This window comes from Caldisalinibacter kiritimatiensis, assembly GCF_000387765.1.
In the GTDB taxonomy this organism is placed as follows: domain Bacteria; phylum Bacillota; class Clostridia; order Tissierellales; family Caldisalinibacteraceae; genus Caldisalinibacter; species Caldisalinibacter kiritimatiensis.
In genome coordinates this window covers 1-16193 of sequence record NZ_ARZA01000268.1, presented here as the reverse complement: position 1 = coordinate 16193, position 16193 = coordinate 1, and the positions used below count along the sequence as shown (strand labels likewise).

Sequence of the window (16193 nt, the reverse complement as noted above, 5' to 3'; positions counted from 1 at the left end):
TAAATGTATTGATAACAATTCTCAATTTCTCTTATAAAATATACTCTCAGCAGGACTTTAAAACCTTTGAGAGAAAACAAGAGTTATATATGATAGCCATTAACATTCATATAATTGAAAATTCTTCTCAATTAAAATATACATGATAATAATTCTCATTTCAAGTTATGTTTAATATATTTTAAAGCTTTTCTTATATGTGGTTATTATTGAATTAATTATATTATTTTCTCACAAGATAGAAAGTTGACAATATATATTTAATAATAGATAATAATAAAGAGTCATTTTGGCTTCGGGCGGTATTATAATTTAAGGAGGAAGATATTATATGAGTAAAGTGACTTTAATAGACCATCCACTAATTCAACACAAACTTACCTTATTAAGGGATAAGAAGACTGGAGCTAAAGATTTTAGAGAGCTTGTTAACGAAATAGCAATGCTTATGGGTTATGAAGTAACTCGAGACTTCCAGCTAGAAAATGTTGAGATTGAAACGCCAATATGTAAAGCAACTGGGAAAATGTTAACTGGTAAAAAAGTTGCCATAGTACCAATTTTAAGAGCTGGCCTAGGAATGGTAGATGGAATGTTAAAACTTATTCCAGCAGCTAAGGTTGGACATATAGGGCTTTACAGAAATGAAGAAACTTTAAAACCAGTAGAGTACTATTGTAAGTTGCCTCAAGACATAGCTGAAAGAGAAGTAATTATTACAGAACCGATGTTAGCTACTGGAGGTTCATCATCAGATGCCATTACTTTACTTAAGAAAAGAGGAGCTAAAAATATTAGATTAATGTGCTTAGTTTGCTCAAAACAAGGTCTTGAAGTCGTAACTAATGAACATCCTGACGTAGATATTTATACAGCTGCAATAGATGAAAAATTAAATGAACACGGATACATTGTTCCAGGCCTAGGAGATGCCGGAGATAGACTATTCGGAACAAAATAAGTCTTAAAGCGGTCTACTATGATAGACCGCTTTTTATTATGTTAGTTATAATCAATTTTAATTTAATTCATTATCTTCTTCTATATCGTTATCTTCCTTCAAGGATGACATTTCATTCTGTAAATCTTTCACAGTATTCATTAAACTTTCAAACATTTCTCTATTTTGCTGTCTTTCTGCTTGCAATTCATTTACTAGCTGTTGAACAATATGTGAATTTTTAAGTTCTATTCCTTCATTTTTATCCATTGGTTTTTTCATGTTATTAATTACATTAGACATCTTTTTCTTACCTTCATCTACAGCATTTGAAGCAGCTTCTCCTGCTAATAATGCACCTTGCATACCCTTTACTGTTACTTCTCTTGCCCCTTTCTTAATTGTAGGACCAAACAAGTAACTAAGAGCTGCAATCCCTACACCTATAACAAAACTTTGTGTTCCAAATGGCTTTAATATTTTCATTATTTCCCTCCTATCTTCCAAACATTATAGCTTTAGTAACTGTTTTAATTAAATCCTTTTCATTATTTTTTTCGCTTAATTTTATAGCATCTCTCATAAATTGTCTTATAAAATTACTCCATATTTTTATTGTTTCTTTCTTTTCATCTGGATGAGAACTTATATATTGAAAGCTTTCATCTAGATTATTAATTAAAATACTGTAAGCTTCTTTTAATTTTTCCTCTATTACTTCTTTTTCTTCCAATCCTATCACCTACCTAAACATAATGTGCTTTATACTTTAGAAGTCTTCCCGAGTTATAATATATAAAACTCTTATTTAAGTTAGACAATATCCAGGTCCAAATAGGTGTTAATACTCCAGCTATTGATAAAATAACACCAGCGATATTTGTCCAAATTGATACAATCTGACTTTGATATATGTTCTCCATAGTAAATTTAGCTTCATCAATAGTTTCTCCTATTCTATTTGAATTATTAGAGTTAATTATTACATCTGCATCTGTATTTCTTAAGTACTTAATATTTTCTGTGGAACTTACTCTTATGTCAAGACAACTTCCTATATTAAAATCTTCTCTTTCTCCTTCATGGATATAAGCTATAGAATTTTTTCGTGAGTTATTAATCAATTTTACTAAATCATTTCGTTTTACACATTTAACTCCTATTTTTTTAGAGTCGTATTCTTGAGCATCACTTGTTACTACTTTAATATCTAAAATTCCTCTATATCTTAAATCTTCAACTAAGTCCTCAAATATTTTTTCATTTGCAATATCTTGGTCTAAAATTACACTCTCAACATTCGACAGTTTTTCAATTGCATCCATTTTTTTTATCAATACCTTATTTTTCAAGTTGCTGTGAAATGTCGTAATACTTGTTAATATTGTAGCTAAATGCACTGGATTATAGTAAGTTAAAATTAAAATAGAAATTAAAGATAAAAGATTTTTATTTAACAAGTAAGTTATAGCTCCTGCTGAAATAGCTACTGGAACAAAAAACTTGTTAATTTTTTCAACCCTTTTTTGTGAATCCATTTTATCAAAACTGTAATAATCAATTCCTTTGAATTCCTCTAAATTTTCTAGCCTATTATTTTTATTATGTAATCTTACTTTCTTATCTAAATTTCTTGCTAGTAATTTATCTATAAGCTTTCCTAAATATCCTAAGCTTATTACAGTTAAAGCTAAACTCCCTTCTCCGAGCAATACAAAAGTAAGAAAGCTACCTACCATTATAAACTTATATCTAATTTTACTAACCTTATTTATTTTTTTATTTAATTTTGCTTTAAATGTTGTATGTGCTCTTTGTATTAAGTTCTTATACTCAACAGCTTTTTGTACTATATTTATTAATTCTTTAACTGAAAACTCTCTGCAATCATAAATAATCAAAATATTAGATGTATAAACATTCGCTTCAACTCTATATACTTGTCTTAGTTTTACAATTTCCTCTAAAATATGTTCACTTAGTTGATGATTTTTATAAATATCATTTATTTTTATTCTCAGTCTACCTGGTATATGAAATACTGTTCTTATTGTATCTGTTTCCATAGAGTTACACTTCCTCTAAAAACATTAATTATATTGTCATAATTATATTTAAAAGATTAGAAGTAAATACAAAAACTGCTCCAACTAATAGTATTCTTAACAAAGTTTTCATTACTCTTCACCCCCTTCTTCAAAATAATCACTCATAATACTTTTATTCCTTTTCATATTTTCATAATGAGCTTCAGCTATAATATCTTCAAATCCTTCCTTTACGTTGTAAGCAGTCTCCTTTGTCTTATCTAGCGCTTTAAATAATTGACTAGTTGTAAAAACCGCTGCTTTTCTCATAGGCTTTTTTAATCCTTTAATTCCATAAAAGGTCAAGACCCCATATACAATACCCAAAGGCTCCACTGATAACCCCTCCTAAACCTTTAGTTTTTTTGTTGTTTAACATACATTTAACAAAAAATAGTATGAGCAAACTTCAAATAAATATACAAAAAAAACTTTGAGTACTCAATTAAGAGTACCCAAAGTTAAATTGAAATATTCTATGCAGTTTTTTCCTTAACGTTATTAATATTTTCATATATCTGTTTTTCAACTTCTCTTATCAATCTATATCTTATATTTGTAATAATACCTATTATTCGTTTATTAATCTGTTCTTTATGTCGTTCATTAATTTGTTTTGAAGATATTCCTGTACAATAAAAAATTTGTTCCCCAAGTGAACCTTTAGATGTTAAGTACTTCAATACTTTATTAGATATTCTATCATAAAAAAACTTATCTAGAAGCTTGTCTATATTTTTCTCAGCTTGTCCCGACAAAAAGTGTGTATGATAATAGCTTCTTTGCAAAGATTTATTCCACTTAATGTCCACTATTTTATTAATATCTATATCAAAGTAAAAATTATCTATGTTTATAGCTATAGCTTGTCTTACTTTTCTCTTTAATTCTTCTAGAAAAGCTTCAAATTGATTTTCATACACTATCTTACTTATTAGCTGTTCTTTTCTAATATCATAAATATTAGCTTTATTTTCTAACCAATTATTAATATTTTTCTCTAAATCCACAAAGTAACTGTTTATTTCACTTTCTATAAACTTAATAACTTTTTCAATTGTGTAATTCAAATCAACATAATTTAGCATATAAACACCTACTTGTACTAATTTTACATACACTTTTAATGTTATTTTTTTAATGTTGGATGTTTATTAAACTATTGTTAAATCTGTGTAAATTTTCTTGAATAATAAATAATTCAAATATTCATACTATAGTAATAAGTTTTTGAAAAGACACAAAGGAGGAGCATAAATGGTAGTAAGTGACCTAAAAAATAACACTAAAATATCCTTAGCAGCTGGAATTCCAGGCAGAATCCGATATAAAGTTAAGCCCCTTTATAAAAACTCATTATTTGCTAAAAGATTAAGTAATTATTTAAGAAATATAGATGGAGTATATAAAGCTGATACAAATATATATAGCAAATCGCTATTGGTTATATATGATACTAAAAAAATATCTTATTCAGCTTTAGAAAAAAAGCTCTATTATTTTCTTAATAATTACAAAAAATTATCATATGAAAATTCTAAGAAAACTAAGCGATTTATTTCTGTATCAGAGGATATGTCTTCAACTAAACCTTTATCTACCAATGAATTTGTTAAAACTAAAAATATTTTATCAAAACAATGGTATGAAAGTAGCATTAATAAATTGAATCCTCATTATAAAGCATTAACTATAAAAACTGAAAATGTCAAGAATATAAAAGATAAATGGCATTTAATGAGTTCTCAACAAATCACAGATATATTAAATACAGATATAAAAAATGGTTTATCTTCTAAACAAGCTGCTACTATTTTGCAACAAATTGGATTTAATGAATTTGAAAAAAAGCAAAAAAAGTCATTAATTTCTATGTTCCTTGAGCAATTTGATGGTTTTATTATCAAGCTTTTACTTGGTGCAAGTGCTGTTTCTGCATTTCTAGGACAAATAGGAGACGCAGCAACAATAATAGTTATTGTTGTAGTGGAGGCAATATTAGGTGTATGGCAAAATTATAAAGCAGAAAAATCTATAGAAGCCCTTAAAGAGTATTCAGCTTCAACTTCTAAAGTAATGAGGGATGGAAACTTACAAAAAATCCCTTCTAAAAAACTTGTTCCTGGTGATATTATTAAGCTAGAATCAGGAGATATTGTACCTGCTGACTGTAGATTAATAGAAAGCTGTGAGCTTAATGTTGATGAAGCGTCATTAACTGGAGAATCAGAACCTGTTTCTAAATCACATAAAGTTAACTATACTTCTCCTGTTCCATTAGCCGACAGAAAAAATATGGTATATATGGGCACAACTGTAGTTAAAGGAACAGGAATGGCTGTAGTTGTGCAAACAGGTTCCAATACAGAAATGGGTACCATTGCTAAAATGATAAATAATAGCAAAACAGAACTTACTCCATTACAAAAAGACTTAGAAAGACTTGCTAAGTTTATTACTTGGGGATGTCTGGGAATATGCTGTGGTATCATGGTTAGTGGAATTATAGGTGGTCAACCATTGTTTCACATGTTAAGAACTGGAGTTAGTTTAGCTATTGGAGCAATTCCTGAAGGTTTAACTACTATTTTGACTATTTCACTAGCCTTTGGCGTTCAAAGGATGGCAAAGAGAAAAGCTATAATTAAAAAACTTCCATCAGTTGAATCTTTAAGTTGCGTAGATGTTATATGTACTGACAAAACTGGTACTCTTACAACAGGAGAAATGACTGTTACTGACATATATACTTTAAACAAAAGATTTAAGATAACAAACGAAAGAAGTTCAACTAATGGTAAGTTCATGTACAATAATACAATCATACAACCCAGTAAAATAAAACCCCTTAATAAACTATTAACTATAAGTACACTTTGTAATAATGCATCATACAATAAAAAAGATGATAGTACTACTGAAATTTTAGGAACACCTACAGAAAAAGCATTGTTATCTACTGTTTTAAAAAGCGATATAAAAATTGAGGATTTCGACTGTTATACTAGAGTAAAAGAAATAACCTTTGACTCAGAAATAAAGAAAATGACTGTTGTTTGTACAGATGAACTTGGGAAGCATACTGTAAATATGAAAGGTGCTCCTGATGTTGTTTTATCAAAATGTACTAAAATATTTGATGGTGACAATGTAAGAAATTTAACTCAAAAAGACATTGATAAACTTAACGAGTCAATTGATGAAATGGCAAGTCGTGCTCTCAGAGTCATAGGATTTGCTTATAAAGATATGGCACACTATGTAGATGATGATAGTGTAATCGAAAGTGATTTAATATTCGTAGGATTAGCTGGTATAATTGACCCTCCTAGACCTTTAGTTGACACAGCTATTAAAAAATGTAAAAAAGCTGGAGTTAAAGTTGTTATGATTACAGGTGACCATAAGAAAACTGCAGAAGCAATTGGCAAAGAAATAAACTTACTTGATAAAGGTGATATAATTCTTACAGGTCAGGAACTAGATAAATTATCGGATGAAGAATTGTCAAAAATAATTAACAAAGTATCCATTTTTGCTAGAACATCACCTCATCAAAAACTACGAATAGTAAAGGCATTAAAGCAAAAAGGTCATATAGTTGCAATGACTGGAGACGGGGTTAATGATGCTCCTGCTATCAAAGAATCTGATGTAGGAATAGCTATGGGCCAAAATGGTACTAATGTAACAAGAGAATCTTCATCTATGATACTTGCTGATGATAACTTTATAACTATTGTAAGTGCAATAGAAGAAGGTAGAGGTATAAGCAACAATGTAAAAAAATTTATGAGATATGTTCTATCAGGAAACATTGGCGAAGTTTTAGCAATCTTTGTTGCATCTTTAATGGGATTACCAACTCCACTTATTGCTAGTCAAATTCTAATGGTAAATCTGATTACTGAAGGTATACCTGCTTTATCACTTGGAGTAGATCCACCTGATGAAGATATAATGAATGACAAACCTAGAGATGCAAATAAAAGTATATTCGATAGAGGTTTATCAAATAAAATACTAGCTAGAGGCTTTATGATGGGTGTAAGTACTTTACTCGCTTATACTACCACATATTTATTAACAGGTAATCTCATGCGTGCTCGTACATTAGCTTATGCAAACTTAGTAAGCTGTCAAATGTTTCATGTATTTGACTGTAGAACAGCTCCATTAGCAAAAAATAATTATGTTTTACCATCTGTAGCTATTTCATCAGCTTTACTGTTAGCAACTATATATATTCCTGGATTAAGAGGATTCTTTGGAACTAGTCCACTTAACTTAGTTGATTGGTCATTCATATTATTTATGTCTAGTTACATTGGAAGATTAGATTATATTAAAGAACAAGCAGCTCAACTTGTTAAACAAAAAAAGACGACTTCGTCACCTCCAGCTATTAGCTACTAGATATTAGCAACTTAGCAATACAATAGATAGTGACTTGAAACTAAATTAACGGCGAGAATTTCTCGCCGTTATCAAAAACATTTTTATAAAATTTTAGCTGCTAGTTCAGCAAGTCTAGACCTTTCTCCTTTTTCAAACATCACATGACCTGCTTCCTCGTAATCTTTAAACTTTTCTATTACATATGTTAAACCATTGTTAGTTGAATCCAAATATGGATGATCTATCTGCTCTGGGTCTCCTACTAATACAATTTTACTATTTTCTCCAACCCTTGAAACTATAGTTTTGACTTCATGCTTAGTTAAATTTTGCGCTTCATCTATAATAATAAATTCATTTGGTATTGACCTACCTCTAATAAATGTTAGTGCTTCTACTTCTAACCCCCTTATTCCAGCAACAATATCCTCTATATCATTACCCTCGTGTTTATTAAAAATAAATTCTAAATTATCATAAATTGGCTGCATCCATGGTCTTAACTTTTCTTCTTTATCGCCTGGTAAATATCCTATATCTTTCCCTAATGGCACAACTGGTCTTGCAACTAAAAGTTTTCTATATAAACTTAACTCCTCAGTTTTATATAATCCAGCCACTAAAGCTAATAATGTTTTTCCTGTACCTGCTCTTCCTGTAAGAGTTACAAGAGGAATATTGTCATCTAACAAAAGCTCTAAAGCCATTTTTTGCTGTGCATTTCTTGGATATATACCCCATATAGCCTTGTCTCCTGAATGTAGTGGGAATAATTTTCTCATGTGTGAATCATAGTATACAATTGCAGATTTAGATGAGCCCAATTCATCCTTTAAGATTAGAAATTGGTGAGGATAAAATATATACTTATTGAAAGGAGAAATAGTAGTATCAAGAAATCCATCATTGTAAAATTTATCTATAATCAAAGTAGGTACATTAATTATTTCATAACCTCTATACATATCATCAAAACGAACTATTTTATCAGAAAGATAGTCTTGTGCAGCAACCCCTAATGTATCTGCTTTTATTCTTACAAGGATGTCTTTGCTTACCAAAATCACTTCTTTAGGACTTTCCTTTTCTTTTTCTTCTAATTGCAAATTCAATGCTACTGCTAAAATTAAATTATCATTATTCACTTCGTGAAAATAGTGCCTAACCTGCTTCAAATTTCTATGATTTATCTCAATTCTTAATGTTCCCCCGGTCTCAAGATGAATTCCTTTGTTTAGGTTTCCATACTCTCTGAACTTATCTAGTGTTCTTGATATTCTCCGGGCATTTCTTCCTAAGTCATCTCCAAGCCTTTTTTTGCTGTCAATTTCCTCTAACACTACAGTAGGGATAACAACCTCGTTGTCTTCAAATGCATATATAGCGTTAGGGTCATCAAGTAAAACACTCGTGTCTAAAACATAAATTTTTTTCAAATTTACGCCTCCTAACGTCAATCATTTAGTTATAAAAGTACTTGTACTATTAACTACATTCTAATATATTTATACCTGAATGTAATTAATATGATGTTAAGTTATATCTAATATATATGCATCTTGAGTCCTATTTATAATTAATGACATAGTAATATTAGTAAAATCAGCTTCGTCAATCTATTAGTTAGTAATTAATATCATTTTAACTCTTTTTGAATACTAAATATAATATATCTTCTTTAACAACAAAAGTGTCCTAGAATTGGACACTTTTTGTTGTTAACTATTAAGTTCACTTTTATCAATTAAAAAATGTTCTTCATTTTTTTCATCTAAATTAAACATACCTTTTTCTCTTTTTTCATCAGAAGTTACAAGCTCTTTTATTATAGGTAATACTAAAGAAGTTATCAAAGTTAATCCCAATGCTACCAATAAACTTTCACCAGTAAATGGTTTAAAAGGATTTCTCATCGAATACACCTCTCTTTTATTAATTTTCCCTATTTTTAGTTTTTAATTTATTTATTTTTCCACTATTAATCATAGATATAATGGAATTCATTGTATTTATTGTCTTAGCTTTAAATGGATTTATATATCCTAGCATACTTAATATACCAAATATAAAATTGTAGCTTTGGCTAAAAATTATGTTTCTTTCAATTCTAGAATAGCTCTTTTGAGTTAAATCAAGTAAATCTAGAATAAGTTTCATTTCCTTTTCAGCTAATATACAGTCAGACTGCTGCACTGCTTGCTCAGACGATTGAGTATTATAGGATATACTCACATCAGCTACCTTCATTGCATATGTATCATTTACACCATCTCCGACCATTAAAACTGGTCCATGCCTTTTCTTCTGTTTTATGTATTCTTGTTTATCCTGTATTGAAAATTCTCCATGACAGTTTGAAATATTTAATTTATCTCCTATATAGGATACATTATCTTGTAGGTCACCACTTATTATAGATATATCGTATATTCTTCTTTTTCTTAAACCATTAACTACTTCTAAAGCATTATTTTCTAATTCCTCTATCATACTTATTTTTCCACATAATTTGTTATCTATTGCTACATAAATAGGTAAATAATATATATTACCGTTTTCATCTGTTACATCTTTACTTAATTCTATATTCTCTTCCTTGATTAAACTCTCATTTCCTATTACGACTCTATGTCCTTTATAGTTAGAAATAACTCCTTTAGAAGGTATATATATAATATCTTCTGAACTATTGTTATCTTTTACATCACTAGTCAAAGTATATGCTACTGGATGATGTATATTTGATTCACAGGATGCACAGATTTCCAACAATTGCTCTTCAGTATATCTTTCATCATAAACATCTACTTTAGAAATTCTTAACCTACCTTTAGTTAAAGTCCCTGTTTTGTCAAATACAATAGATTTTGCATTAATTATTCTTTCAATCGTATTTATATTTCTCAATATAATTTTGTGCTTTAACAAAAGTTTTAATGTATTACTCATTCCTGCATTAAAAGCTACTTTTGACGCAGATGGACTCATAACTAATAATACTGACAATGGACTTAAGATAGTTCCAGTTATTAAATAGCTTGCTGCAGCCATTGTAGTTGCTCTATATATTTGTCTTTTCCTATATTTAGATAATCTTTGTTTTAAATCAAGTTCCTTTAAAGCTAAATCGGGTTTTGGTCTTATTTCTGGTACTTTATTAATTCTTATCTTTATTTTTCCTGAAGTTATAACCATACCTTCATAAACTTTATCATTTTTTCGTAAGTACCTTACCTCCGGCTGTCCAGTATAGTACATATAATTAACTAATGCATTTCCTTCTATAATTCCTCCAACTACTGGAATCACTTCATTTTCATTAAATACTACAGTATCCCCTTTTTCTAGTGCCTTTAAAGGAATTAAATACTCTTTATCTTCATAACAATACCATACTAATTTAGCTGGATTTGGATTATTTCTTAGTAACTGTTTCTTATATTCTAATTCTGTATATGATTGTAGAGCATCTGTAAATGCTTTTAAGAATAAGAGCATAGTACCCTTATTTCCTTCTCTCATCAATGTAAAAGATGCACCTACTAATACAAGTAATTTATCTGAATTCGTAGGAAAATATTGCCCCAATTTATTGTAAATATTCCTGATTGTTGGGTAACCTTTTGTAATAGTTATAATGGAAGCCATAGTTAATACAGGAAAACTTCTGCTTAAATAAAACTTTCCAAAGAAGAACTGCTTTATTTTATATAGTATATAAATACCTCCAAAAACTAACATTTTCTTCTTTGCACGCTTTAGTTTAGCTTCTTCTTCTATGTACTCCTTATAGTGTTCATTAATATATTCTAAATAAGGGGTATTAGCATTTAAAAGCTTTTTTATTTTTCTATTTAATATATTAGGTTTCATTTTATTAACATCATATTTAACCACTATAGTTCCTAGTATTGGATTTACATTACACTTTTTTATTCCCGATATATCTTTTAAACAAAATTCGATTAATTGTGCCTTTTCTTCATTTTTATATAATTTATCTTCTTTAATTCTTATTCGTCCTGGTACATAACTTAATACTTCCATATACTCACCCTTAGTAACCCATCTACTTTAAAGTTATTCTTTTTCTAAAAAATAAGTTAAATCCTAATAACAAAATGAGCCATCCTGGCAATATAGGTAATAATAGACCTAATAAACCTACTAATATAAAACCAAAACCTATAATTCTACCCATCTGATATCACCTCTAAAGTAGTATATCCAAATAAAATATGTTAATGCATTATATAAAACTTAAAAAAGGTTGTTAGCTCAAGGCTAACAACTCTTTTATTACATGAGAATTTCTGTTTGCTTTTCTTCTTTGAATTGGTTAGTATAAAGTCTGTAGTAATATCCCCTCTTTTTTAGCAATTGCTGATGAGTTCCTTCTTCAACAACTTTCCCCTTTCTTATAACTAATATTCTATCAGCGGACACTATTGTTGACAATCTATGGGCAATTATAAAACTAGTTCTTCCTTCTAATACCTTCTGTATAGCGTGTTGAATTTTTTTCTCTGTTTCTGTATCTATAGATGAAGTGGCCTCGTCAAGAACAAATATTTTAGGGTTAGCTACTACTGCTCTAGCAAAGGAAATAAGCTGCTTCTCCCCAGTGGACAGCTTACCCCCACCTTCACCAACCTCTGTATCGTATCCCTTTTCAAGATTCATTATAAAATCATGGGAATTTACTAACTTAGCTGCTCTAATTATATCCATTTCCGTTGCATCCAATTTACCATAACGTATATTTTCTTTAATCGTTCCACTAAAAAGATGAGGAGTCTGCAATACATATCCTAGACTATGATGAAGCCACGCCAATGGCCTTTCTTTATAATCAACTCCATCTATTAGTATTTTCCCACTAGTTGGCTCATAAAATCTACAAGCTAAATTTACAATGGTACTTTTTCCTGAACCTGTTTCACCAACTAAAGCTATAGTTTCACCAGCCTTAACCTCTAAATTAAAATTATCTAGTACCTTTTCTCCCTCTTTATATTCAAAGCTTACATTTTTAAATGTTACATTTCCCTTCATTTCTGGCCAATTTTCTTTCTTGGGATAGAAGGCATCGCCATATTTTTCAATTACGTCCTCGGTATCCATAATATCCGGTTCTGTTTCAATCATTGATAAAACTCTTTCCGCTGATGCTTGAGCTGCCTGTAATTCTGCAAAAATTCGTGCTAATTCACGTACAGGCTCAAAAAACTGAACTGTATAGGACAAGAATAAAACTAAAGTACCATAACTTATAGTTTCCATCAAAACACCTTTTCCTCCAAACCATAAAGCTAAACCTGTACCTATACTACCTAATGTCATTACTATAGGTAGAAACAACGCAGAAAATATAGCGGCTCTCACAGACGAATATTTCATTTTTCCTGTTATCTGCTCAAACTCTTTTAAATTTTCTTCTTCTCTTACTAATGTTTTAGTGGTTTTAGCACCAGAAATCCCTTCACTAAATGATGCTGTTATCTTAGAATTAGTTTTTCTTACTTGTCTATATGCTTTCAATATTTTCTTTTGAAAGTATATACTTATTATCATAAGAATTGGTACCACCGATAAGGATAACAGTGTCAATTTCCAATTATAATAAAACATTACAGCCGCAAAACCTATCATCATGGTTAAACCCCATGCAGTATCTACTAGTCCCCAGGATATTACTTCACTAAGCCTACGAATATCTGAGGTCATTCGAGCCATCAACCAGCCTACAGGAGTACGGTCATAATAAGAAAAAGAAAGTTCTTGGAGTCTTTTGAAACCTATCTTTCTAATATCATATGCTAATCCCATTTCTACTTTTCCTGCTAAAGAAATAAACAACCATATATTGAATGACTGTAATACCACTAATAAACCATATATTAAACTATATCTACCTAATCCTTCTAAGCTTTGATTAACTACAAAGTTGTCAATAGCATATTTAGTCATCCATGGAAACACTACATCTATCCCTGCAACTCCAATCATTACAAACGCTAATAGTCCCAATAATTTCTTATATGGTTTCATATATTTAAATAATCTTCTCCACAAACTAAAATCAAAGTTTTTACTGAATTCTTGTTCTTTATATGAATTCATAATTATCATTCCTCTCACTTATAACTTTCTATAGTCCTAACCATTGATGTATTAATACATCAATGGTTAGGAATTTTTTATTACACAATATTATTCAATTCTTGCTCAAAATCTTCTTCTAAGGCATTTTGTATAGCCCATACTCTTTTATATAACCCTGGTTGTTCAATTAACTCATCGTGAGTTCCTGATTGTACAATCTTACCTTTATCTAAAACGATTATTAAATCAGCTTCAGACAATGTAGAAACTCTATGAGAAATAATAAAGGTAGTAACATCTTTTTTACGCTCTTTTAAAGCTTTTCTAATAGCTGCATCTGTTTCAGTATCAACTGCACTTAATGAATCATCAAATATTAAAATAGGACTATCGTTTATAATTGTTCTAGCTATTGCTATTCTCTGTTTTTGTCCTCCCGATAATGTCACCCCTCGTTCTCCAACTGGAGTTTCATATCCTTTATCATAATCTAATATTACATCATGAATTGCAGCAACTCGAGCTGCTTCAATGACCTCGGTTTCATCTGCTTCATGTCTTGCTAAACTAATGTTCTCTTTTATAGTACGTGAAAACAAAAATGGTTCCTGTAACACTATACCTATGTTTTTTCTAATCCATTTTTTATCGATATTTTTTAATTCAACTCCATCAATCTTTATAGAACCACTTTGATAGTCGTATAATCTTGCTAATAAATGAATCAAAGAAGATTTACCTGAACCTGTTTGGCCCATTAGCGCAACAGTTTGCCCCTTCTTAACATCAAAAGATATATTCTTAAGAACAGGTCTACCTTCTTCATATTCAAAAGATACATTTTTAAAACTAATGTTTCCTTCAATGTTAGGCTTAATTTCGCATTTTTTAGGCTTTTCTACAGGTTCACTCAATATCTCATCAATACGTCTTAATGAAACCATCATCTTTCCTAAATCAGATAAAATACGACCTAATTGTCTAACTGGCCAAAGTAGCATTCCTTCATAAGAAGTAAATACTACTAAAGTTCCCATAGTAATAGTTCCTGTAGCTGCCCAATATGTTCCTAGAACAACTACTAATCCTATCTGAGATAAACATAATACATCTGATAAAGACCAGTAATATGCTAAAAGTTTTATTAGTCTATATGTTACTTTCTTATATTCACTATTTCTTTCATCAAATTTGTCAATTTCATACTTCTGTCTACCAAAAGCTCTAACTACTCTTACACCATTAAAGTTTTCTTGAAGTACTGTTGACATTCTTGCCTCTGCTTCATCTGAAATCTTAAAAGCCTTCTGAACCTTCATAAAAAATACAGCTGAAAATACAAATATTATTGGTACAACAGTTAATGCTATAAAGGCCATTTTAACATTTAGTGAAAACATAATAATCGATGCAATTGAAATCATAAATATTGCTCTACCTATTTCAACAAGCTGTACTGCTAGAAAGCGTCTTATTGTATCTACATCAGAAGTACATCTTTGAATCAAGTCTCCAGTTTCAGCTTTCACATGATAATCATATGGTAAATGCTGAATATGATTATATAAAGTTTCTCTTATATTTTTCGTAATTGATTCTGATGCTTTAGCTGACCATTTTCCTTTGTAATATAGAAACACTCCACGCAAAAGCGTTAAAAATACTAAACAAGCAGCACAAATCCAAAGATTATGCATTAAAACTGTTTTTCCTCCTAAATTGTAGATAATATTCTCTATCCACTCTGGTACATCTAATGGTTCATTTCCTATAATAGAATCTATTGTAACCCTTAATACTAAAGGATTTAGTATTGAAAAGAATATAGCTAAACCTATACTTATTACTGCTCCTAAATATATAAGTCTATTTCCCTTCATAAATTTCCATAATAATCTTAAAGGATTCATAACCTTTCCCTCGCTTTCATATTAAACTATTATTTAAATCCTATACTTTACTCCTTCATCCAAAATCATTAACTATCAGCTCCTCTCTTTGCCTATTTAGTTTCTTCTGAATAACATTTAACATTTAAATACCTCCCTATAATTTTTTAATAAAAAGTTAATTAAAAAAGCCATAGGTATACATACCTATGGCTTTTACAATGAACAATAAAAGTTTATTTTCCAACTCTATAAAATAATATCATATAAAAAAGCCATAGATACGCACACATACCTATGGCTTATATACTAAGTAAATTAACTTCTATAAAGACATATTACACCTATAAGACACAGGTCGTGCACTATATTTATTTAATTTAATGATACTTTCGCTTCTATTACTAAATACAAATCTTAATAAAATCATTAACACGACCTCCTTATAACGGTAATTTTTTCTTCCACTATAGTATAATGGAAAAACGTCAGTATTGCAAGTAAATTTTGAATTTGTAATGCTTTTGTAATATTCAAACAATTTGTCATTCCTCTCACCTATATATTTTTTATTAATAGAGGTATAATTTGTCGTCCGAAAATATTTGCATGTCAAAATTTTGGATGTTTTTTATATTTAGATAAAATTCAGAATTATTAAGGTTTTGATTGTAATTATGAAAATTCTCTTTCTGTTTTTTTAAATATATTAAAAAATATTCATATATAAGTATAAATATTGACTCTTCAGTACAAGTTGTGAAATAATTAACC

At 29.5% G+C, this 16193-nt stretch carries 13 protein-coding genes; 2 read left to right on the top strand and 11 right to left on the bottom strand.

The features are described from left to right. Window positions 1–331: 331 nt before the first annotated feature. Entirely contained in the window at window positions 332–961 is a 630-nt protein-coding gene (upp, locus tag L21TH_RS12100; protein ID WP_006316947.1) for a uracil phosphoribosyltransferase, read from the top strand. A 57-nt stretch (window positions 962–1018) separates the two neighbouring features. Here the strand turns inward: upp and L21TH_RS12095 are convergent, their stop codons facing one another. The 5 genes from L21TH_RS12095 to L21TH_RS12075 all read right to left on the bottom strand — a co-directional run bounded on the left by L21TH_RS12095 (window position 1019) and on the right by L21TH_RS12075 (window position 4115). Then, window positions 1019–1426, bottom strand: a complete 408-nt coding sequence (locus L21TH_RS12095; RefSeq protein ID WP_006316946.1) for a hypothetical protein — start codon at window positions 1424–1426, stop codon at window positions 1019–1021. A 10-nt stretch (window positions 1427–1436) separates the two neighbouring features. After that, window positions 1437–1673 (bottom strand): hypothetical protein, encoded by a 237-nt coding sequence (locus L21TH_RS12090; protein WP_006316945.1) that lies wholly within the window; start codon window positions 1671–1673, stop codon window positions 1437–1439. Window positions 1674–1686: 13 nt separating this feature from the next. Continuing rightward, on the bottom strand, window positions 1687–3006 hold the full coding sequence (locus L21TH_RS12085) for an HMA2 domain-containing protein (protein ID WP_006316944.1): 1320 nt from the start codon (window positions 3004–3006) through the stop codon (window positions 1687–1689). A gap of 111 nt (window positions 3007–3117) precedes the next feature. Beyond that, a complete protein-coding gene (locus tag L21TH_RS12080) occupies window positions 3118–3363 on the bottom strand; it encodes a hypothetical protein (RefSeq protein WP_006316943.1) in 246 nt (81 codons plus the stop codon). Between the two features lie 140 nt (window positions 3364–3503). Next, on the bottom strand, window positions 3504–4115 hold the full coding sequence (locus L21TH_RS12075; protein ID WP_006316941.1) for a hypothetical protein: 612 nt from the start codon (window positions 4113–4115) through the stop codon (window positions 3504–3506). Window positions 4116–4284: 169 nt separating this feature from the next. On the opposite strand from L21TH_RS12075, the gene L21TH_RS12070 reads away from it, so the two are divergent. Continuing rightward, window positions 4285–7443 (top strand): cation-translocating P-type ATPase, encoded by a 3159-nt coding sequence (locus L21TH_RS12070; RefSeq protein WP_006316940.1) that lies wholly within the window; start codon window positions 4285–4287, stop codon window positions 7441–7443. Between the two features lie 83 nt (window positions 7444–7526). On the opposite strand, the gene L21TH_RS12065 is transcribed toward L21TH_RS12070, so the two are convergent. The 6 genes from L21TH_RS12065 to L21TH_RS12045 form a co-directional block, all read right to left on the bottom strand. Continuing rightward, window positions 7527–8861, bottom strand: a complete 1335-nt coding sequence (locus tag L21TH_RS12065; RefSeq protein ID WP_006316939.1) for a PhoH family protein — start codon at window positions 8859–8861, stop codon at window positions 7527–7529. 282 nt (window positions 8862–9143) lie between these two features. After that, a complete protein-coding gene (locus L21TH_RS12060; protein WP_006316934.1) occupies window positions 9144–9338 on the bottom strand; it encodes a hypothetical protein in 195 nt (64 codons plus the stop codon). A gap of 19 nt (window positions 9339–9357) precedes the next feature. Then, window positions 9358–11472, bottom strand: a complete 2115-nt coding sequence (locus tag L21TH_RS12055) for an HAD-IC family P-type ATPase (RefSeq protein ID WP_006316933.1) — start codon at window positions 11470–11472, stop codon at window positions 9358–9360. A gap of 22 nt (window positions 11473–11494) precedes the next feature. Next, entirely contained in the window at window positions 11495–11626 is a 132-nt protein-coding gene (locus L21TH_RS15135; RefSeq protein WP_006316932.1) for a hypothetical protein, read from the bottom strand. 98 nt (window positions 11627–11724) lie between these two features. Continuing rightward, window positions 11725–13548, bottom strand: a complete 1824-nt coding sequence (locus L21TH_RS12050; RefSeq protein WP_006316931.1) for an ABC transporter ATP-binding protein — start codon at window positions 13546–13548, stop codon at window positions 11725–11727. 80 nt (window positions 13549–13628) lie between these two features. Continuing rightward, window positions 13629–15440 (bottom strand): ABC transporter ATP-binding protein, encoded by a 1812-nt coding sequence (locus tag L21TH_RS12045; RefSeq protein ID WP_006316930.1) that lies wholly within the window; start codon window positions 15438–15440, stop codon window positions 13629–13631. Window positions 15441–16193 lie beyond the last annotated feature (753 nt).

Coding starts and splice junctions, on each gene's coding strand:
- L21TH_RS15135 (WP_006316932.1), bottom strand. CDS start 11,626: ATGGGTAGAATTATAGGTTTTGGTTTTATATTAGTAGGTTTATTAGGT.
- upp (WP_006316947.1), top strand. CDS start 332: ATGAGTAAAGTGACTTTAATAGACCATCCACTAATTCAACACAAACTT.
- L21TH_RS12055 (WP_006316933.1), bottom strand. CDS start 11,472: ATGGAAGTATTAAGTTATGTACCAGGACGAATAAGAATTAAAGAAGAT.
- L21TH_RS12050 (WP_006316931.1), bottom strand. CDS start 13,548: ATGAATTCATATAAAGAACAAGAATTCAGTAAAAACTTTGATTTTAGT.
- L21TH_RS12045 (WP_006316930.1), bottom strand. CDS start 15,440: ATGAATCCTTTAAGATTATTATGGAAATTTATGAAGGGAAATAGACTT.
- L21TH_RS12075 (WP_006316941.1), bottom strand. CDS start 4,115: ATGCTAAATTATGTTGATTTGAATTACACAATTGAAAAAGTTATTAAG.
- L21TH_RS12070 (WP_006316940.1), top strand. CDS start 4,285: ATGGTAGTAAGTGACCTAAAAAATAACACTAAAATATCCTTAGCAGCT.
- L21TH_RS12085 (WP_006316944.1), bottom strand. CDS start 3,006: ATGGAAACAGATACAATAAGAACAGTATTTCATATACCAGGTAGACTG.
- L21TH_RS12095 (WP_006316946.1), bottom strand. CDS start 1,426: ATGAAAATATTAAAGCCATTTGGAACACAAAGTTTTGTTATAGGTGTA.
- L21TH_RS12060 (WP_006316934.1), bottom strand. CDS start 9,338: ATGAGAAATCCTTTTAAACCATTTACTGGTGAAAGTTTATTGGTAGCA.